Annotated in this window: 19 protein-coding genes and 1 pseudogene; 14 read left to right on the top strand and 6 right to left on the bottom strand. The window is 71.5% G+C overall.

Features of this window, described 5'->3' with window-relative positions; genetic code table 11:
* Nucleotides 1-100 precede the first annotated feature (100 nt).
* On the top strand, nucleotides 101-1,288 hold the full coding sequence (locus ACLQ24_RS18875; protein WP_425893033.1) for an LLM class flavin-dependent oxidoreductase: 1,188 nt from the start codon (nucleotides 101-103) through the stop codon (nucleotides 1,286-1,288).
* Between the two features lie 152 nt (nucleotides 1,289-1,440).
* Here ACLQ24_RS18875 and ACLQ24_RS18870 read toward each other — a convergent pair whose 3' ends face one another.
* The gene (locus ACLQ24_RS18870) at nucleotides 1,441-1,845 is read right to left on the bottom strand and encodes a hypothetical protein (protein WP_425893032.1); all 405 of its coding nucleotides are present in this window, start codon (nucleotides 1,843-1,845) and stop codon (nucleotides 1,441-1,443) included.
* Between the two features lie 65 nt (nucleotides 1,846-1,910).
* The gene (locus tag ACLQ24_RS18865; protein ID WP_425893031.1) at nucleotides 1,911-2,735 is read right to left on the bottom strand and encodes a hypothetical protein; all 825 of its coding nucleotides are present in this window, start codon (nucleotides 2,733-2,735) and stop codon (nucleotides 1,911-1,913) included.
* 181 nt (nucleotides 2,736-2,916) lie between these two features.
* On the opposite strand from ACLQ24_RS18865, the gene ACLQ24_RS18860 reads away from it, so the two are divergent.
* The 5 genes and pseudogenes from ACLQ24_RS18860 to ACLQ24_RS18840 all read left to right on the top strand — a co-directional run bounded on the left by ACLQ24_RS18860 (nucleotide 2,917) and on the right by ACLQ24_RS18840 (nucleotide 4,792).
* Entirely contained in the window at nucleotides 2,917-3,054 is a 138-nt protein-coding gene (locus ACLQ24_RS18860) for a hypothetical protein (RefSeq protein ID WP_425893030.1), read from the top strand.
* A 91-nt stretch (nucleotides 3,055-3,145) separates the two neighbouring features.
* Complete coding sequence (locus ACLQ24_RS18855) at nucleotides 3,146-3,448, top strand: urease subunit gamma (RefSeq protein ID WP_425893029.1); 303 nt, start codon at nucleotides 3,146-3,148, stop codon at nucleotides 3,446-3,448.
* Nucleotides 3,445-3,591, top strand: a pseudogene (locus ACLQ24_RS18850) (urease subunit beta); the annotation flags it as partial. The gene ACLQ24_RS18855 and the pseudogene ACLQ24_RS18850, both read left to right, overlap by 4 nt.
* 131 nt (nucleotides 3,592-3,722) lie before the next feature.
* On the top strand, nucleotides 3,723-4,394 hold the full coding sequence (gene ureG, locus ACLQ24_RS18845; protein ID WP_425893028.1) for an urease accessory protein UreG: 672 nt from the start codon (nucleotides 3,723-3,725) through the stop codon (nucleotides 4,392-4,394).
* A complete protein-coding gene (locus ACLQ24_RS18840) occupies nucleotides 4,394-4,792 on the top strand; it encodes a hypothetical protein (RefSeq protein WP_425893027.1) in 399 nt (132 codons plus the stop codon). Before ureG ends, ACLQ24_RS18840 begins: the two co-directional genes overlap by 1 nt.
* A 102-nt stretch (nucleotides 4,793-4,894) precedes the next feature.
* On the opposite strand, the gene ACLQ24_RS18835 is transcribed toward ACLQ24_RS18840, so the two are convergent.
* The 3 genes from ACLQ24_RS18835 to ACLQ24_RS18825 form a co-directional block, all read right to left on the bottom strand.
* Nucleotides 4,895-5,380, bottom strand: a complete 486-nt coding sequence (locus ACLQ24_RS18835; protein WP_425893026.1) for a DUF2690 domain-containing protein — start codon at nucleotides 5,378-5,380, stop codon at nucleotides 4,895-4,897.
* A gap of 152 nt (nucleotides 5,381-5,532) precedes the next feature.
* Nucleotides 5,533-6,501, bottom strand: a complete 969-nt coding sequence (locus ACLQ24_RS18830) for a response regulator transcription factor (protein ID WP_425893025.1) — start codon at nucleotides 6,499-6,501, stop codon at nucleotides 5,533-5,535.
* Between the two features lie 126 nt (nucleotides 6,502-6,627).
* On the bottom strand, nucleotides 6,628-7,008 hold the full coding sequence (locus ACLQ24_RS18825) for a MarR family winged helix-turn-helix transcriptional regulator (RefSeq protein ID WP_425893043.1): 381 nt from the start codon (nucleotides 7,006-7,008) through the stop codon (nucleotides 6,628-6,630).
* Between the two features lie 32 nt (nucleotides 7,009-7,040).
* On the opposite strand from ACLQ24_RS18825, the gene ACLQ24_RS18820 reads away from it, so the two are divergent.
* From ACLQ24_RS18820 to urtD, 5 genes are all read left to right on the top strand, one after another.
* The gene (locus tag ACLQ24_RS18820; protein WP_425893024.1) at nucleotides 7,041-8,081 is read left to right on the top strand and encodes a substrate-binding domain-containing protein; all 1,041 of its coding nucleotides are present in this window, start codon (nucleotides 7,041-7,043) and stop codon (nucleotides 8,079-8,081) included.
* A 409-nt stretch (nucleotides 8,082-8,490) separates the two neighbouring features.
* Nucleotides 8,491-9,432, top strand: coding sequence for a transporter substrate-binding protein (locus ACLQ24_RS18815; RefSeq protein ID WP_425893023.1), 942 nt, complete (start codon nucleotides 8,491-8,493; stop codon nucleotides 9,430-9,432).
* A gap of 75 nt (nucleotides 9,433-9,507) precedes the next feature.
* Nucleotides 9,508-10,242: an urea ABC transporter permease subunit UrtB gene (gene urtB / locus ACLQ24_RS18810; protein WP_425893022.1), complete on the top strand. Its 735-nt coding sequence runs from the start codon at nucleotides 9,508-9,510 to the stop codon at nucleotides 10,240-10,242.
* Between the two features lie 150 nt (nucleotides 10,243-10,392).
* Nucleotides 10,393-11,445 carry an urea ABC transporter permease subunit UrtC gene (gene urtC / locus ACLQ24_RS18805; RefSeq protein WP_425893021.1) on the top strand — a complete coding sequence of 351 codons (1,053 nt, stop codon included), beginning with the start codon at nucleotides 10,393-10,395 and terminating at the stop codon, nucleotides 11,443-11,445.
* On the top strand, nucleotides 11,423-12,952 hold the full coding sequence (gene urtD / locus ACLQ24_RS18800) for an urea ABC transporter ATP-binding protein UrtD (protein WP_425893020.1): 1,530 nt from the start codon (nucleotides 11,423-11,425) through the stop codon (nucleotides 12,950-12,952). Before urtC ends, urtD begins: the two co-directional genes overlap by 23 nt.
* 17 nt (nucleotides 12,953-12,969) lie before the next feature.
* Here urtD and ACLQ24_RS18795 read toward each other — a convergent pair whose 3' ends face one another.
* On the bottom strand, nucleotides 12,970-14,004 hold the full coding sequence (locus tag ACLQ24_RS18795; protein WP_425893019.1) for a LacI family DNA-binding transcriptional regulator: 1,035 nt from the start codon (nucleotides 14,002-14,004) through the stop codon (nucleotides 12,970-12,972).
* A 118-nt stretch (nucleotides 14,005-14,122) separates the two neighbouring features.
* Here ACLQ24_RS18795 and ACLQ24_RS18790 point away from each other — a divergent pair, with 118 nt between their 5' ends.
* The 3 genes from ACLQ24_RS18790 to ACLQ24_RS18780 all read left to right on the top strand — a co-directional run bounded on the left by ACLQ24_RS18790 (nucleotide 14,123) and on the right by ACLQ24_RS18780 (nucleotide 17,533).
* Nucleotides 14,123-14,710: a hypothetical protein gene (locus ACLQ24_RS18790; RefSeq protein WP_425893018.1), complete on the top strand. Its 588-nt coding sequence runs from the start codon at nucleotides 14,123-14,125 to the stop codon at nucleotides 14,708-14,710.
* Between the two features lie 199 nt (nucleotides 14,711-14,909).
* Nucleotides 14,910-17,030: a PQQ-dependent sugar dehydrogenase gene (locus tag ACLQ24_RS18785; protein WP_425893017.1), complete on the top strand. Its 2,121-nt coding sequence runs from the start codon at nucleotides 14,910-14,912 to the stop codon at nucleotides 17,028-17,030.
* A 32-nt stretch (nucleotides 17,031-17,062) separates the two neighbouring features.
* The gene (locus ACLQ24_RS18780; protein ID WP_425893016.1) at nucleotides 17,063-17,533 is read left to right on the top strand and encodes a molybdenum cofactor biosysynthesis protein; all 471 of its coding nucleotides are present in this window, start codon (nucleotides 17,063-17,065) and stop codon (nucleotides 17,531-17,533) included.
* The last annotated feature ends 111 nt before the right edge of the window (nucleotides 17,534-17,644 follow it).

Genomic DNA, 17,644 nt, shown 5'->3' with positions numbered 1-17,644 from the left:
GGTTTTATGGGTAGGCTGTCGCCGGGTTCGTCCCACCCCTCAGGAGGTGCCCGTGCACCGCCGCCCCCACTGCTGCCGCGCATACACGGAAAGAGCCGCGATGACCCTCACCTTCCACTGGTTCCTGCCCACCAACGGCGACAGCCGGGACGTCGTCGGCGGTGGACACGGCGTACCCACCGGCGCCGCCGGAGGCGCCCGCCCGCCGAGCGTGGCCTACCTGGGCCAGATCGCCCGCACCGCCGAGCAGCTCGGCTTCGTCGGCGCGCTCACCCCGACCGGCGCGTGGTGCGAGGACGCCTGGCTCACCACGGCGATGCTCACCGAGGTCACCGAACGCCTCAAGTTCCTGGTGGCGTTCCGGCCGGGCCTGACCTCACCCACCCTGGCCGCCCAGATGGCCTCCACCTTCCAGCGGCTGTCCCGGGGCCGACTGCTGCTCAACGTGGTCACCGGCGGCGAGTCGACGGAGCAGCGGGCGTACGGCGACTTCCTGGACAAGGACGCCCGGTACGCGCGGGCCGACGAGTTCCTGCACGTCGTCCGCGCGCTGTGGCGGGGGAAGACCGTCGACCACACCGGCACCCACCTGCGCGTCGAGCAGGCGCGGCTGCACCGGCTCCCCGATCCCACGCCGCCGGTCTACTTCGGTGGCTCGTCCGCAGCCGCCCTGCCCGTGGCGGTGCGGCACAGCGACGTCTACCTCACCTGGGGCGAGCCACCGGCCCAGGTCGCCGACAAGCTGGACCGCGTCCGCGCACTGGCCGCCGCCACCGGTCGGGAACTGCGCTTCGGCATCCGGCTGCACGTCATCGCCCGCGACACCGCCGACGAGGCGTGGACCCAGGCTCGCCGGCTGCTCGACGGCATCGCCGAGACCGACATCCGGGCCGTGCAGGAGGGGCTGCGCCGCAGCGAGTCCGAGGGGCAACGCCGGATGCTCGACCTGCACGGCGGCTCCCGCGACAGCCTGGAGGTCGCACCCAACCTGTGGGCCGGCGTCGGACTGGTCCGGGGTGGGGCCGGCACCGCCCTCGTCGGCAGCCACCGCGAGATTGCCGACCGGATCGCCGAGTACCACGCGCTCGGCATCGACGAGTTCATCCTCTCCGGCTATCCCCACCTCGAGGAGGCGTACTGGTTCGGCGAGGGCGTGCTGCCGATCCTGCACGAACGCGGACTGTGGCGGCACCCCGACGGCCAGCCGGACCCGGCCGATCTCCCGGACATCCCCTTCGCCGGGACGTCGACACCCCGCCCGGCGCCGGAGCCCGCGGCGGCCCGCTGACCGGCCCACCCGCGGTGGCGGGCGCCGGGTTCGCGGCGCTGCGGCGGGCGCCGTCGGACTTGTCGTGGCGTGCTATCACGGAGGCACATCCGCGAGCTGGTGGTGATCGCGTGGACGAATGGGCAGCCGGTGCGTGGTCGACAGGACACGTCCTAGTCGGAACGGCCGACCCGACCACGTGCAAACCGGCGGGCGGCGAGGCTCACCGCCGTACTGCCCGCCGCCATCCCGATCAGCACCAGAACCGCCCCGACGACCCACAGCCCGCTGTCGTCGCGCGACGCGGCCTGGCGTGACCAGGCAGCGGTGAAGGCGACAGTCATCACGGGGGCCACCAGCCACGGGCTGAGTCGCCACGCGGCCAGCGCGGCCAGCAGCACGAGCGTCAGCATGCAGCCGAGCACCTGCCACGGCTCGTACGGGCCGCTCGTCGCGCCGGTCCGCGCGTCGACCGTGTAACCGGTTTCCCAGCCCAGCCAGAGGAGCCACACCCCGATCGTGGCCGCCGCCAGGAACAGCGCACCGAACAGTGCGCGCGTACGCCTCGTCGCCGTCATCGGGCGATCATCTCCCGCATCGAGCTGCGCGGGAATGAGTACCCGTACCCGTCGACGGTCCAGCGTCAGGCGCCCGTGGCGTCCCACACCACGACGTGGACCACGAACGCCTTGTCCGCGCGGCTGTCGTTGGTGATGGTGGCGAACCCGAGCCGTCCCTCCGAGGTGCGGAAGCACCAGCCGGCGCCGGGCGTGAACAAGGCCCGCGCCGAGCCGCTGGCCGACGCGACGCAGCCCGCGTACGCCTGGGCGGGGTTGCCGCCGGAGTACTGGTACACGCTCGGCGTGTTGGCGACCTGGATGTTGTCCGAGCGCGACTGTCCCCAGTCGTGGTAGAGATCGAGCCCGTCCGTGGCGCCGTCGGAATGGTTCGTGACGACCTGCTGATCGGGTCGGTCGACGTCGACGGCGGCCGCCCGGGGCAGCACCACGCTCCGGTCGACGAGGGTGCGGGGCACGTCGGGGTTCGGACCAGGGGTGGCCTGGCTCGCGGACGGCGCGGCGGGGCCGGTGGTCGGTGGGGGCGCGGCGGCCGACGTCGTCCCCGTCGGGGAGCTGGCAGCGGGTGGCGACGTCGACGTCGAGCCGGCGGCGGGTGGCGACGTCGACGGGCTGCGGAGCTGGGTCGCCACGACACCGCCGAGCAGCAGGCAGCCCATCGCCAGCAGGGCGATCGCGACGCGGGTCCGCCGGTACCACAGCCAGAACCCACCGAGCAGCAGCACCGCCGTCAGGGTGAGGGCGAACAGCAGCACGTCCTGTTTGAGCCAGCTCTCCACCGCGGTCACCACACCGAGGATGTTGGCCGCCACACCGATCACGGCGAGCGTCCTGATCCGACGGTCGTCGCTGTCGCCGGCGGTCGATGCGGGGGGCGAGGACTCACCCAACGAATGCCTCCACTGTAGATAGATGCGCGGCAGTGGACGGGCCGCCCCCGTCATGATCCCATCGACGCGCTCGCGCGGTAGGTGCCGCTGACCGCGAGGCGACGCGGGGGACAGTCGGCTATCCGACCCCGAGGCCGGCACGGCGTGATCCCTCATCCCGAGCACACTGTTGCCCCCGCCGGTGGCGATCCTCTACGGTCTGCTCAAGCGGTGGGCGGTGCGGTCCGCATCCGACCGACACCGCCGGATGCCCGTCGCGCGGGCCGGGATGGTGGAGTCCCGGGCCACCCCGGCGACGGTGGTTCCGGCGGTCGTGTGACTCCAGCTCGTACTCCGGGTGTTGCTCTCCGGCACGGCTCCGCGCGGAGCCGACGGCGAGCCGGACACGCCGATCCCCACCGGAGAATCCCGTGTTCCTCAGCCCGCACGAGCAGGACCGCCTGCTCGTCCACGTCGCGGCCGATGTGGCCCGCCGTCGCCGCGAGCGCGGCCTGCGACTCAACTACCCCGAGGCCGTCGCGATCATCACCGCCTTCCTGCTCGAAGGGGCCCGCGACGGCCGGTCGGTGGTCGAACTCATGTCGGCCGGCCGGACCGTGCTCGGCCGCGACGACGTCCAGGACGGCATCCCCGAGCTGCTGAGGGAGGTGCAGGTGGAGGCCACGTTCCCGGACGGCACCAAGCTCGTGACGGTGCACCACCCGATCCCGTGATCCCCGGGGAGATCCTGCCGGCGGCCAGCCCGGTGGAGATCAACGTGGGTCGGCCGGTGACCACCCTGGTCGTGGTCAACACCGCCGACCGTCCGGTGCAGGTGGGCTCGCACTACCACTTCGCCGAGGCCAACCCGGCCCTGATGTTCGACCGGGGCGTCGCCTGGGGGCAGCGCCTCGCCGTCCCGGCCGGCACCTCGGTCGTGCGCCCACTGCCGACCCGACCCCCGCACCGCACGACGAAACCGTTCGGCACACCCACCCCGAACCGGGGGTGGACCCGCATCCGCCGCTGGCGCGGGCCGGCCGGGCGCTGCGCGTCGGCATCGGCGGGCCGGTCGGGTCCGGCAAGACCGCGCTGGTGGCGGCCCTGTGCCGCGCGTTCGCCGGCGAGCTGCGACTCGGCGTGGTCACCAACGACATCTACACGACCGAGGACGCCGACTTCCTCAAGCGGGCCGGCGTGCTGGACCCGACCCGGATTCGTGCGGTGGAGACCGGCTGGTGCCCGCACACCGCCATCCGCGACGACATCGGGGCCAACCTCGACGCCGTGGACGAGCTGGCCGAGGCCGTCGGCCCGCTGGACCTGGTGCTGGTCGAGAGCGGCGGGGACAACCTGACCGCCACGTTCAGCCGAGGTCTGGTGGACCGGCAGATCTTCGTGGTCGACGTGGCCGGCGGGGACAAGGTGCCCCGCAAGGGCGGGCCCGGGGTCACGTCCGCCGACCTACTCGTGATCAACAAGACCGACCTGGTGCCCATGGTGGGCGCGGACCTGGCCGTGATGGACCGGGACGCGCGGGCCCGGCGCGGCGACCTCCCGACCCTGTTCCTGTCGATCGTCGGTGACCCGACGGCGGGTCGGGTGGCCGACTGGATCCGTCACGAGCTGGTCCACCACGCGGCCCTGCATCCGATCGCCGCGCACGTCGGCCCTGCCTGATGCGCGCGCTCGCCCGGCTGGTGGCCCGGGCCGACGGCCGGGGCGGTACGGTCCTCACCGAGTTGCACGGCGAGACGCCGCTGCTGCTGCGGCAGACGCCGGGAGACGGTCGTGTCGTGACCGTGTACGTCGTCGGCGGGGCGGCCGGTCCGCTCGCCGGCGACGACCTGCGTCTGGAGATCGATGTGGGGCCGGGCGCACCCGGCTGGGCGGGCCCCGCGGTGCTCGGCGGCGCGCCCGCGACCGGCTCGCTGCTGGTGGTGGACCCGGCGCGCCCCGCCGAGCCCGCGACGGTCGAGGGCACCCTCGCCCGGCTGCCCCTGGCCGGTGGTCCGGCGACACTGTGGATCGCCACCGCTCCCGACGCGCACACGCTGCGTACCCACCTCGCCGTGTGACATGGGTGGGGCTCCCCATGCGGCAACGGGCCGGTCGGTGGCGACTGGCCCGTTGCCGCGTGCGTGGTGGTCGGCGCGGCGCAGGCCGCCGTCAGCCCCCGATCACAGGGAGAAGGTGCCGATCGCCTTCCAGTTGTACTCGTTGATCCCCGGCTCCCACAGGGTCACCTCGCCGTTGATCTGTGTCGTCCCTGGCGCGTACACCATCATCGAATAGCTCGATCCGTATCCGAAGTCCACCTCGCTGTTCCAACCGCCCAGCGACGACGAGATGTTCTTGGTGGTGTTGCCGCCGTACGGGTTTCCGGTCACCCGAATCCAGTTCGAGTGGCAGGACCAGGAGTAGAAGATCTGGATGGTGGCGACCTGCTGACCCGTGTCGCGGTTGGTGATCGGCCGCGTGGCGATCTGTGAAGCGTTGGCGTTGCAGCCTGTGGTCGCCGGGTCCTTGCCGTCGTAGTAGTTGCTCCCACCGCTGGCGCCGTCGGCCTGGGCGGGCGTCGCGACGGACATCACCAGCGCCCCGGTCGTTGCGAGCGCGGCGACGAACCGGTGCGGCATCGTGGTCTTCCTGATCAGTGTCAGCACACCGATTTCCTCTCTGTCCTATCCCCGGGTAGTGGTGCGAATGGAGACGACGGGCTTGCCTGTTCAGCTTCGGAGTAGGGCGGGAACGGCGCTATTGACCTGGTGTGTATCTGTGCTCGTGCGGCCTGTACGACAAAGTCGTACCCGTTCGATCAGAACGGCCTGAGCTTGGCGGCGACCGCTGATCGTTGTCGGACGCCGAACTTCCTGAGGATGCGACTCACGTGCGTCTTGGCCGTCTTCTCGGAGATGACCAGGCGGGTGGCGATCTGTTCGTTGCTCAAGCCGTCGGCGATGAGCCCGGCGATCTCGCGCTCTCGGGGCGTGAGCGTGATCAGCAGATCACCACCCTCGGCGGTGGGCATCAGCAGGAGCTCGGCGACGTCGGTCTGGAGTCGCTCACACTGCTCCAGCAGATCGCGAAGAGTGCCGGTGGAGTCGACACCGTCGCCTGGGCCCTGGATCAGCGAAGTGATCGTCTCCTTCATGGAACCCAACGCATGGCTCACCATCTCCACGACGCCGGGGACGGACCCGTGAGTCAACGAGGTTCGCTCACCTCGTTCGACGAATCCGTCCATCTCGTGCGCGTCCTCTCGCTCGCGGGCCAGGGCTCGCATCGTCCGACGGGCGAGCCACTCGAACGCCAGGACGGTCTCGTCGCCGTACGCGTCGGGTTGGTAGGTCAACATCGACGCGAGCCCGGCGACCCGCTGCCCGCCGTCGACGGACTCGAGTAGGGGGACGACGATGGCGTCGCTGGAGAGGCGTTCGTGGTCACCGAAGGTGTGGCCCTTGTGAAGCAGGCGACCCTGGTCGGACGCGTACCGGTAGGCTCGCGCGTTCTTCTTGATCCACGCGGTGAGGCCCTCCGGGCCGTAGGCCTGGAAACCCGAGTGCTCGTGCTCGTGCCCGTCGTAGACATAGGGGATCACCAGCATGTGCTCGTCGCGGAGAAAGGCGATGTAGAAGCTGTCGACCGGTGCGATGGTGGACATCGTGACCCGGACGAGATTGTAGAGCTTCCGATGATCCCCTGGCGCGAGATGTCGGATCGAGAAATCGGCGGTCTCCAGTGCTCGGGCCACGACGAGTGAGAAGGCTGCGCTTCCATCGGTCACGCATCGAGTATGGGTGCCCACTCAATGCGATCGGCCCGTGCCGTCGGTGACGGCGTGGCCGGCGAGCTGGCCACGTACGTCGTCGAGAAGGGTAAGCCGCTGCTCACCAAGGCGGAGTGAAGCGGGTCAGTGGCGCGGGCCGGCTGCCTCGGCGTGGTCGCGGCGGCGGGCCGGGTCGAGTCGGGCGATCAGGTCGTCGAGGTGGTCGAGCAGGGCGGTGTCGGCCGGTACGCCCGCCTCGGCGAGGCTGGCCCGGACCCGCTCGTCGAGGCGGGCGTGCTCGCGGCGGCCCCGGGTCGTCAGGTAGGCCCGGATGCGTCGCCGCTCCAGCGGGTCGATCCGCCGGAACACCAGGTTACGGTCGACGAGCTGGTCGACCAGCTTGGTGAGGGTGCCCGGCGGCAACGACGCCTCGGCGGACACCTCGGTCATCGGATGACCCTGACCGTCGGCGAGCAGGCAGAGCATCCGCCACGCCTCGGTGGTCAGCTCGTCGTCGGCCAGCACGGCGGCCAACCGGCGGGAGAGTCGATCGGGCCGTGGTCAGCATCGCGCTGGTGTACCCGATGCGCGGGCCGGCGGGAATGTTCGGCCCGACCTGCGAACTCTGCGCCCAGCTCGCGGTCGAGGAGATCAACGCCTGCGGCGGGGTGCTGGGCCGCGAGGTGCGGCTGGTGCCGGTCGACGGTGGCGCCCCTCCGGCCGAGGTGGCCGCCCAGGTCGAGGCGCTGGTGTCGGTGGGCGCCGTGCAGGGCGTGACCGGCTGGCACATCTCCTCGGTGCGGCAGGCGCTCGCGCCTCGGGTCGCGCACCGCGTGCCGTACGTCTACACCGCCCTCTACGAGGGTGGTGAGCGTACGGAGGGGGTCTATCTGACCAGCGAGACGCCGGACGCCCAGTTGTGGCCCGCCATGCGGCTGCTCGCCGGGGAGCAGGGCGTACGCCGCTGGTTCGTGGTCGGCAACGACTACGTGTGGCCGCGGCGCACCGCGCGGGCTGCCCAGCGGTACGCGCTGCGCGGTGGCGGTCGTGTGGTGGGGCAGGCGTTCCTGCCGTTGGAGGCGCACGACTTCGACGACGTGCTGCGCCAGATCGAGCGCAGTGAGGCCGACGCGGTGGTGATGCTGCTCGTGGGCGCCGACGCGGTGCGGTTCAACCGGGCGTTCGCGCGGGCCGGGATGGACCAGCGCTGCCTGCGGCTGAGCACCCTGATGGACGAGAACATGCTGCTGGCCAGCGGCGTGGGCGCGACGCGGCGGCTCTACAGCACCGCGGGCTTCTTCGCCGGCCTCGTGACGCAGGAGAACCTCGACTTCCACGGTGAGTTCGCCCGCCGGTTCGGGGTGGAGGCGCCGCCGCTGGGCAGCCTGGGTGAGTCCTGCTACGAGGGCGTGATGCTGCTCGCCGCCCTGATCGCGCAGGCCCGTACGCTCGACGTACGGGCGATCGAGATGGCCGCCGACACGGTGGCGTACCACGGGCCGCGTGGTCGGCTGCGGCTGCGTCGGCGGCACGTGCGCCAGCGGATCTACCTCGCCGAGGCCGACGGTCTCGACTTCACCGTGCTCGCCCAGCTCTGACCGCCCGTCCGGACCCTTGACAGGGCCACCCGACTCGACCCAAAGATGCTTCCTTTGTGAAGTATCTGGCCCGGGGGTCGGATACCGCGATTGTTTGTCCACCGTCGGCGAAATCTGTTCGACGACCATTGTGGTGGCAATTTTCCACGGAATTAATCACGGCCGGAACCGCCTTGCGCGGATAGTGTCGGCCATTGTGGCGTGCGTTCCCGGACGTGCGTGGGAAAAAGTCAATTAAGGACTGAAAAACACTCTCACGCAATCATGCCGGTCGACGCTTTGCGTGCCCGTACCCGATGCGATGCCACAGGCGACGTCCACCCGTTCGCCCCCGGCATCGCCAACATCAGCTCCACCCGGACCGCACCGACCGTCCTTTCGCTACCTGAGTGCACCGCAGGGAGATTAGATGCCACTTCTTTGGGGCCGCCGCATCCTGGCGGGTGCCATGACCCTCGTCGCCGCGGCTGCCATGACCGCGTGCGGCAGCAAGACCAGTGACGAGGGCGGCGCTGCCGGCGTCACCGCCGACGTCGAGAAGGCCGAGAAGCTCATCTCCGAGGACCGGGTGGCCGCCGTCGTCGGCTGCTGGACGTCGGCGAGCCGCAAGGCGGTCAAGCCGGTGTTCGAGAAGAACAAGGCACTGCTGTTCTACCCCGTGCAGTACGAGGGTCTGGAACAGCCGCCCTACATCTTCTACGCCGGCGCGACGACCAACCAGCAGATCGTCCCCGGGCTCGACTACCTCAAGGCTCAGGGAACGAAGTCGGTCCACCTTGTCGGCAGCGACTACGTCTTCCCCCGTACGGCCAACAAAATCATCAAGGCCTACGCGGCGGCGAACGGGATGACCGTGGTCGGCGAGGATTACGCGCCGCTCGGGTCCACCGAATTCGGCACGATCGCCAACAAGGTCAAGTCGTCCGGCGCGAAGGCCGTCTTCAGCACCCTCAACGGTGACAGCAACGTGGCCTTCTTCAAGGAGTACAAGTCGGCCGGGCTGACCGCCGCCGCGATGCCGGTGGTGTCGGTGTCGATCGCCGAGGAGGAGGTCAAGGGCATCGGCACCCAGTACCTCCAGGGCCAGCTCACCGCCTGGAACTACTACCAGACCACGCCCCGCGCGGCGAACACGAAGTTCGTGGCCGCGTACAAGGCGAAGTACGGCGCGGACAAGCCGACGAGCGACCCGATGGAGGCCGCCTACGTCAGCGTCTACCTGTGGAAGGCGATGGTCGAGAAGGCCGGCGCGTTCGACGTCGAGAAGGTCCGCGGCGCCTCCGACGGGATCACCTTCGACGCGCCGGACCCGTACCTCAAGACCTACCCGTGGGCGAGCGGCCTGAGCTGACGACGACGGCCCGGGCGGGCGGCGCGACGACGCGCCCCGCCCGGGCCCCCCGACCAGCAGTACGGAGTACCCACCGTGACAGTCCTCTTCGGTCAACTCTTCACCGGCATCAGCATCGGCGCGGTGCTGCTGCTCATCGCGCTCGGGCTGGCGCTGACCTTCGGCCAGATGAACGTCATCAACATGGCGCACGGCGAGTTCATCATGGCCGGCGCCTACACCACGTACGTGCTGCAACAGAGCATCACCTCCGCCGGCCTGTCGCTGCTGGTCGCGCTGCCGGTGGCGTTCGTGGTCGCCGGCACGATGGGTGTGCTGCTGGAGATCCTGCTGATCCGCCGGCTCTACGCCCGCCCGCTGGACACGCTGCTGGTCACCTGGGCCGTGTCGCTGATGCTGCAACAGCTCGCGCGGGACGTCTTCGGCAGCCCGAACGTGCAGACCCGTGCGCCGGACCTGCTCACCGGCAACGTGGCGTTGCCCGGCGGGCTGACCATCGCCAACAACCGGCTGTTCATCCTTGCCCTGGCGCTCGCCGCCGTCGCCGCGCTTACCCTGGCGCTGCGGCTCACCCCGTTGGGGCGTCGAATCCGAGCGGTGGTGCAGAACCGCGACCTCGCCGCGGTGTCCGGCATCCCCACCGCCCGGGTCGACCGGACGACGTTCTTCCTCGGGTCCGGCCTGGCCGGGCTCGCCGGGGTGGCGCTCACCCTCAGCGTCGCCAAGGTGATCGTGTTCGTGGCGATCGTCGCGTTCCTGCAGTGGCGGCCACAGGGCCTGTTCACCCTGCGGACCAGGAGCCTCGCATGACCGCCGTGACACCCGTGCCGCCGAGCACCGCCACACCGCCCGCCCCGCCCCGCCGCCCCGCCGCCCCGCCGGTCCGGTGGCCGGTCGCGGTGGCGCACGGCGGCGGGCTTCGCGTTCGGCGCGGCACTGCTGTTCGCCGTCGCGCCGCTGGTGCTGTCGCACTTCCGGCTGGCCCTGCTCGCCAAGTACCTCTGCGTCGCCATGGTGGCCGTCGGCATCGGCATCGCCTGGGGGCGCGGCGGCATGCTCACCCTCGGCCAGGGCGTCTTCTTCGGCCTGGGCGGCTACGCGATGGCCATGCACCTCAAGCTCGCCGACGCGGGCCCGGGTGGGATGCCGGACTTCATGCAGCTGTACGGGCAGCTCGACGAACTGCCCCTGTGGTGGCGGCCGTTCGCCAGCCCGTGGTTCGCGCTGCCCGCCACGGCGCTGCTGCCGATGGCCGTCGCCTTCGGGCTCGGCTCGCTGGTGTTCCGCCGCCGCGTGCGGGGCGCGTACTTCGCCATCCTCAGCCAGGCCCTCGCGGCCGCCATGGTGATCCTCCTGATCGGGCAACAGGGCACCACGAGCGGCACCAACGGGCTCACCGACATCGAGGGCTTCTTCGGCTACGACCTCGACGATCCGGTCAACCAGCGGATGGTCTACTTCATCATCGCCGGCGTCCTGCTGGCGCTGCTCGCCCTGGCCCGCCAGCTCATCCACAGCCGCTACGGCGAGCTGCTGGTGGCGGTCCGCGACGGCGAGGAGCGGGTCCGTTTCCTTGGCTACGACCCGGCGTCGGTCAAGCTCGTCGCCTACGTGGTGGCGGCCGGCATGGCGGGTCTCGCCGGCGCGCTGTTCGTGCCGGCGGTGGGCATCATCTCGCCCGCCCTCATCGGCAACGTCCCGTCGATCGAGTTCGTCATCGGGGTGGCGGTGGGTGGCCGGGCCACGCTGCTCGGCCCGGTGCTCGGCGCGGTCGCGGTGGCCTGGGCGCGTACCGCCCTCTCGGAACGGTTCCCGGCACCTGGACGTACCTTCAGGGGTTGCTCTTCGTGGTGGTGGTGGCATTCCTTCCCGGCGGCCTGGCGTCGCTGTGGGCGCTTGCCCGCCGCCGCGAGGCCGGCCCGGAGCCCAGCCGGCGCGGATGGTCACCGCTGGGCCGACGACGCGCCGAGCGGGCGGAGGTGCCGGCGGCATGAGCGAACGCACCGAGCGTAGCGAGGGCCGTGAGGGCATGCCCGGCCAGCACGGCATGAGTGACGGCCGACTGGACGGGCTGTCCGTCCGTGACGTGCGGGTCAGCTTCGACGGGTTCACCGCGGTCGACGGCGTCTCGTTGGAGGTGCCCGCCGGTGACATCCGGCTTCTGATCGGGCCGAACGGCGCCGGCAAGACCACCCTGGTCGACGCGATCACCGGCCTGGTGCGGGCCACCGGCTCGGTCCGCTTCGGCGACCAGGAGCTGCTGGGTCGGCCCGTGCACCGGATCAGCCGCCTGGGCATCGGGCGGACGTTCCAGGCACCGACGATCTTCGATGAGCTGTCGGTCGTGCAGAACCTCGACATCGCGGCGGGCGCCCGCCGGAGCTGGGCCACGCTGGCCCGGCGTCGGCGGGGGATTCCCGACGAGGTGGCCGCCGCGTTGGAGACCATCGGGCTGACCGGCCGTGCCGACCAGCTCGCCGGCACGCTCGCGCACGGCCAGAAACAGTGGTTGGAGATCGGCATGCTGTTGGTGCAGGACGCGCGGCTGCTGCTGCTCGACGAGCCGGTCGCCGGGATGAGCCACGAGGAGCGCGACGCCACGGGCGCGCTGCTGGAGACGGTCAGCCGGGACCGCACGGTCGTGGTGATCGAGCACGACATGGACTTCCTGCGTCGCTTCGCGCGCAGCGTCACCGTGCTGCACGCGGGGAAGGTGCTCAGCGAGGGCACGGTGGCGCAGGTCCAGGCGGACCCGCGCGTACAGGAGGTCTACCAACCTTGGCCACCCGGTCGACGCCGGGTCGGTCCCCAGCGGTCTGGAGGCATGATGCTGACCCTGCGTGGGGTGCACGCCGGTTACGGACGTTCCCGGGTACTGCACGGGGTGGACCTCGCCGTACCGCCCGACGGGGTGGCCGCCGTGCTCGGGCACAACGGCGCCGGCAAGAGCACCCTGCTGCGGGTCGCGGCGGGCCTGCTGCGCCCGACCGCTGGCGCGGTCGAGCTGGACGGCGAGGATGTCACCCGTCTCGCGCCGCACGAGCGGGTGGCGCGCGGGATGGCGTACGTCCCGCAGGGCCAGCAGTGTTTTCCGCATCTGACGGCGGCGGAGAACCTGCGCCTGGTCGCCGACGGCCGGCGCGACGGCGCGGTGGCCACGGCCGAGGTGCTGGACCTGTTCCCCGCGCTGCGCCCCCTGCTGCGGCGACGGGCCGGGCTGCTCTCCGGCGGTCAGCGTCAGCAGCTCGCTATCGCCCGCGCCTTGATCACCCGGCCGCGGCTGCTCATGCTCGACGAGCCGACCGAGGGCATCCAGCCGTCGGTGGTCGCGGAGATCCAGGAGCGGATCGTCGAGCTGACGCGGCAGTCCGGCTTCAGCGTGCTGCTCGTCGAACAGCACCTCGGCTTCGCGCTGCGGGTGGCGAACCGTTACCACGTCCTCGAATCCGGCCGGGTCACCTCGCACGGCGACGGGGGAGTCACGGCGGAACGCGACGTGCGGGCGGCCCTGGCGGTCTGACCTCGCCCCGTCGCCGGTCAGGTCGTCGGTGCGGGGCCGGTCGAGTCGCGGACGACCAGCAGGTGACCGGTGGCGCGTCGGCGGGGCCGCGCCGCGCGGGGCTTGAGGGCGAGGGTGAGCGCCGTGCGGCCCATCTCGGTCATCGGCAGCCGGATGGTGGTGAGGCTGGGCGCGAGGTCGGCGGCGACGGAGACGTCGTCGAACCCGACGACGGAGATCCGCGCCGGCACCGGCACACGGTGCGACCGCAGCGTCGAGAGCACGCCGATCGCCATTGCGTCGTTCAGCGCGATGATCGCCGTGGTCTTCGGGTGCTCGTTGAGGATCTGCTCGGTGGCCGCCCGTCCGCCGCCACGGGTGAAGTCCCCGTGCACGACCGTCAGGTCGGCGGGGCGCAGCCCGCGCTGCCGCAGCGCGGACGTCACGCCGGCGAGCCGGTCGGCGACCGTGGTGAGGCCGGCGCTGCCGGCGGCGACCGCGATGCGGCGGTGGCCGAGGTCCATCAGGTGCGCGGCGAGCGCGTGGCCACCGGCCTCGTTGTCCGGTAGGACGGCGTCGACGCCGAGGGCGTGCCGGCCGATGGCGGCGACCCGGCCGCCGTGGTCCTGGAAGGCCGCCAGCTCGGCGCGGGCCTCGGCCTCGACCCGCGGGTCGCCGTACCCGGAGCCGCTGATCAGGATGATGCCGACCCGCTGCGCGATGAGGTGGCGCAGTTGCCGCAGCTCGTAGCCCGGGTCCCGGCCGGACTGGCAGATCTGCACCAGCAGCCCCTGCTCGGCGGCGAGCTGGATGACCCCGGCGGCGATCTCGGAGAAGTAGGGGTCGTCGACCTGGTGGACGATGAGCCCGACGGTGGAGCGGGCGCCCCCGGCCAGGGTGCGGGCGTACGGGTTGGCGACGTATCCCAGCTCCTGGGCGACCCGGCGAATCCGGTCGGCCACCTCGGTGCTGACCCCCTCGCGGCCGGCGAGGGCCCGCGAGGCGGTCGCCAGTGAGACGCCCGCGCGTTCGGCCACCTCCATGAGGCGCGGCCGCTGGCCAGCCCTGGGCATCCGCGACTCCCCGGAAACATCCATGTCACCCGATCTATTGCCAGTGACGATCGTCGAAGCCTAGGGTACGTAAGCGCTTACGTACCGGGCACCGGCATGCCGCGAAACGAGGTGAACGATGTCCAGGATTCGAGTCGTCGCCGTCTCGCTGCTGCTGGTGGTCGGCGTGCTGACCGGCGTCGGAGTGCCCCCGGCCCAGGCGGATCGGAGCATCGCGCGCGACGTCCATCCGGCGCTGCGGGCGCATGTGGTCGCCGCGTACGACTTCGACCGCCCGGTGCCGGGCGACCCCGCCCTGGAGCGTGACCAGGGCCGCTGCGGCACCGAGATCGAACTGATCAACGGCGGCGCGGCGATGCGGGTGCCCGACCGCGCCTGCCGGGGCAGCGGCAACGCGGTACAGGCCCGGCAGGTCGACCCGGCGACCGCCGGCAACGACGATTGGAAGGCCGGAACGTGGTCGGCCAGCGGGGTGCGGACGCTACGTGCCTTCAGCGCCACCGGCGGCACCACCATCATGGGCTGGTTCAAGCTGAACATGGACAGCCCGGCGCCCAACTCCACCACCACCGACCCGGACGACTCGCCGCCACCTTCGACTTCGGCACCGGCACGCTGGCCCTCTACCGCAACGGCGAGCCGGTCGACGGCTTCTACACCCGCACCGACGACCCGTGGCTCGTGGCGGGGCCCGGCCCGCACGTGACCACCGCATCCGACCCCCGGGGCATCAAGATCGGCGGGAGCTTCCCGCAGGACACCCTGGAACGCAACCCCTGCGACCTGCCGCATGGACGGCCTGCTGTTCCTCGACAGCGTGGTCTCCGCGCGCGACGTGCACAGGCAGCACCGCCACCTGGCCCGCTGACCGCCCTCGGCACCGTCCCACCGAGAAGGAGACACGCGTGCTCACCGCCCACCATCCCCGCGCGCTGCGCCCCACCGCGCTGACGGCCGGCCTCACGGTCCTCGTGCTGGTGCTGTCCACCCTGTTCGCCACACCTGCCCGGGCCGCCGACGCGGTCTACGACCCGATCCCCGAGATGCCGACCCAGTCCCGCCTCGGGCTGGTCCTCACCGAGTACGCGCGCTTCCCGCAGTCGTACCCGACCCCCGCGCCGACGGACCAGCGGCTCATGCGGACCGCCCGGATCAACACCATCATGGAGCTGCCCGACGGCTCCGGCCGGCGCGCGGTGCCCGACCTGAACGGCAACCTCTACCTGGTCGAGAACGGCGTGCCGCACGTCTACCTGGACGTGGCGGCGACGTTCGCACCCCAGTTCTTCTCCGGCCGGGGGCTCGGCCAGGGCTTCGGCTACGTCGCCTTCCACCCCGAGTTCGGCGTCAACGGCCGGTTCTACACCATCCACACCGAGCTGGCGTCGGCGACGACCACGCCGCCGGACTACGCCCAGGCCGGTACGATCTACCACGGCGTCATCACCGAGTGGACGGCCGACGACCCGGCCGCCGACACCTTCGCCGGCACCCGCCGAGAGGTGCTGCGCATCGGCTTCGGCGGGCAGGTGCACGGCATCCAGGAGATCAGCTTCAACCCGACGGCGAAGCGCCACGACCGCGACTACGGCCTGCTGTACCTCGCCGTCGGCGACGGCGGCCTCGGCGTGCGCACCACCGACCCGCAGAACCTGGGCCTGCCGCACGGCAAGCTGCTGCGCATCGACCCCCGGGGCACCACCTCGGCCAACGGCCGGTACGGCATCCCCGCCGACAACCCGTTCGTCGGGCAGACCGGCGCGCTCGGCGAGATCTACGCCGTGGGCTTCCGCGACCCGCACCGGTTCAGCTGGGACCGGGCGACCGGCCGGATGTACCTGGGGCACATCGGTGAGCACGCCATCGAGGCGATCTACGAGGTCCGCGCCGGCGACAACTTCGGCTGGAGCGAGCGCGAGGGCTCCTTCGTCTTCGACAAGGCGGCCACCAACCCCTGCGACCGGCTGTTCCCGCTGCCCGCCGACGACGGGCGCTACGGCTACACGTACCCCGTCGCCGCGTACGACCACGATCCCGCCGCGGACTGGAACTGCACCGCGGACGTCGGCGTCGCCGTGGCCGGCGGGTTCGTCTACCGCGGACGCGCGGTGCCGGCGCTGCGCGGCAAGTACGTCTTCGGCGACCTCGTCGACGGCCGGGTGCTCTACACCGAGGCGAACGAGATGGGCCGTGGCCACGGCCTCGCCCCGATCCACCAGCTCGCGCTCTTCAACGCCGCGGGTTCGCCGGTGCGGATGCGGGACCTCTCCGGACCCGGCGCGCCCGGCGACCCCAACCGGGTCGACCTGCGCTTCGGCACCGACGCTGCCGGCGAGCTGTACCTCGTCGCCAAGGCCAACGGCACGATCTGGAAGGTGACCGGCACCAGGGAGTTCGCCAGCGGCGACGTCGGCGGCACCACCCTGCGCCACACCGCCGGCGCCGCGAACTGGGCGCCGGTGACGCCCACGAAGTGGCAGTTCACCCCCGACCAGATCATCCTCGCCGAGGCCGGCGAGAGCCGGCCGGGCCCGCGCCGGCCCTTCGAGTACGCCGTCCTGACCGCCGGCCCGGTCTGGTCGTCGGTGCAGGTCGACGCGCGGGTACGACTCGACACGCCGGTCGACGTCAGCAACCGGGATGTGATCATCGTCTTCGGCTGGCGCTCGGACACCGAGTTCTACTACGCCCACCTCTCCACCGACAACACGATCTATCCGCACAACGGCATCTTCAAGGTCAACAACGCCGACCGGGAGCGCATCGACCACCAGTGGAACGGCCGCTCCCGTGGCGCCAACCCGGCGATCACCGACGCCGCCTGGCACCGCGTACGCGTCGTGCACCTGCCGGCCACCGGCGAGATCGCCGTCTACGTCGACGGGCACCGCGACCCGCTGCTGACCGCGAAGGACACCACCTTCGGGTCGGGTCGGGTGGGCTTCGGCTCGTTCGACAACGTCGGCCGACTGCGCCACCTCACCGTCACCGGCGCTCCGGCCCGGACCGGATCGCGGTCGGGCTAGACGCTCGCCATCCGCTTCGTACAATTCCTGCCATGCGAGATATCGTCGAGTTGCTGGCCTCGCCCGTGCACCGCTTCCTGGGCCGACCCAGCGACGGCCCGGCGCCGGCCCCGCCCGGCGAACTGGTCGACACCATCCAGATCCGTGCCGGCCTCGGCATCGTCGGCGACCGCTACTTCGGCAAGCCGGCACACCGCGACGCCAGCGTCACGGTGATCGCCCAGGAATCGCTGCCGGCCGGCATCGGCCTGGTGCAGGTCCGCCGCAACATCCTCACCACCGGCCTCGCCGTGGACGAGCTGATCGGCAGGGTGCTGGTCCTCGACTCCGGCGACGGCCCCGTCGGCCTTCGGGTGAACCGGGCCGCCCGACCCTGCGCCTGGATGGACGTCACGGTCGGGCCGGGCGCCTGGAAGGCGCTGCGCACCACGGGCGGCGTCCGCTGCACGCCACTGCACGACGGCGTGCTGCGCATCGGGCCGGTCGACGCGACCGTGAGCTGACCGACGACAGGTCGGTTCGTGCTGCCGCGTGCCGCTCAGAGACTGTCGGGTAACTGGACGGCTACGCAGTGAGAAGTCGTTCGGCGTTGATGCGTCGGGCGGCTTCGCGCT

It is taken from the genome of Micromonospora sp. DT4, from assembly GCF_049841675.1.
GTDB lineage: Bacteria > Actinomycetota > Actinomycetes > Mycobacteriales > Micromonosporaceae > Micromonospora.
This window is presented reverse-complemented; position numbering and strand designations above follow the sequence as displayed.

Coding starts and splice junctions, on each gene's coding strand:
- ACLQ24_RS18875 (WP_425893033.1), top strand. CDS start 101: ATGACCCTCACCTTCCACTGGTTCCTGCCCACCAACGGCGACAGCCGG.
- ACLQ24_RS18870 (WP_425893032.1), bottom strand. CDS start 1,845: ATGACGGCGACGAGGCGTACGCGCGCACTGTTCGGTGCGCTGTTCCTG.
- ACLQ24_RS18840 (WP_425893027.1), top strand. CDS start 4,394: ATGCGCGCGCTCGCCCGGCTGGTGGCCCGGGCCGACGGCCGGGGCGGT.
- ACLQ24_RS18815 (WP_425893023.1), top strand. CDS start 8,491: ATGCCACTTCTTTGGGGCCGCCGCATCCTGGCGGGTGCCATGACCCTC.
- urtD (WP_425893020.1), top strand. CDS start 11,423: ATGAGCGAACGCACCGAGCGTAGCGAGGGCCGTGAGGGCATGCCCGGC.
- ACLQ24_RS18795 (WP_425893019.1), bottom strand. CDS start 14,004: ATGCCCAGGGCTGGCCAGCGGCCGCGCCTCATGGAGGTGGCCGAACGC.
- ACLQ24_RS18790 (WP_425893018.1), top strand. CDS start 14,123: ATGTCCAGGATTCGAGTCGTCGCCGTCTCGCTGCTGCTGGTGGTCGGC.
- ACLQ24_RS18780 (WP_425893016.1), top strand. CDS start 17,063: ATGCGAGATATCGTCGAGTTGCTGGCCTCGCCCGTGCACCGCTTCCTG.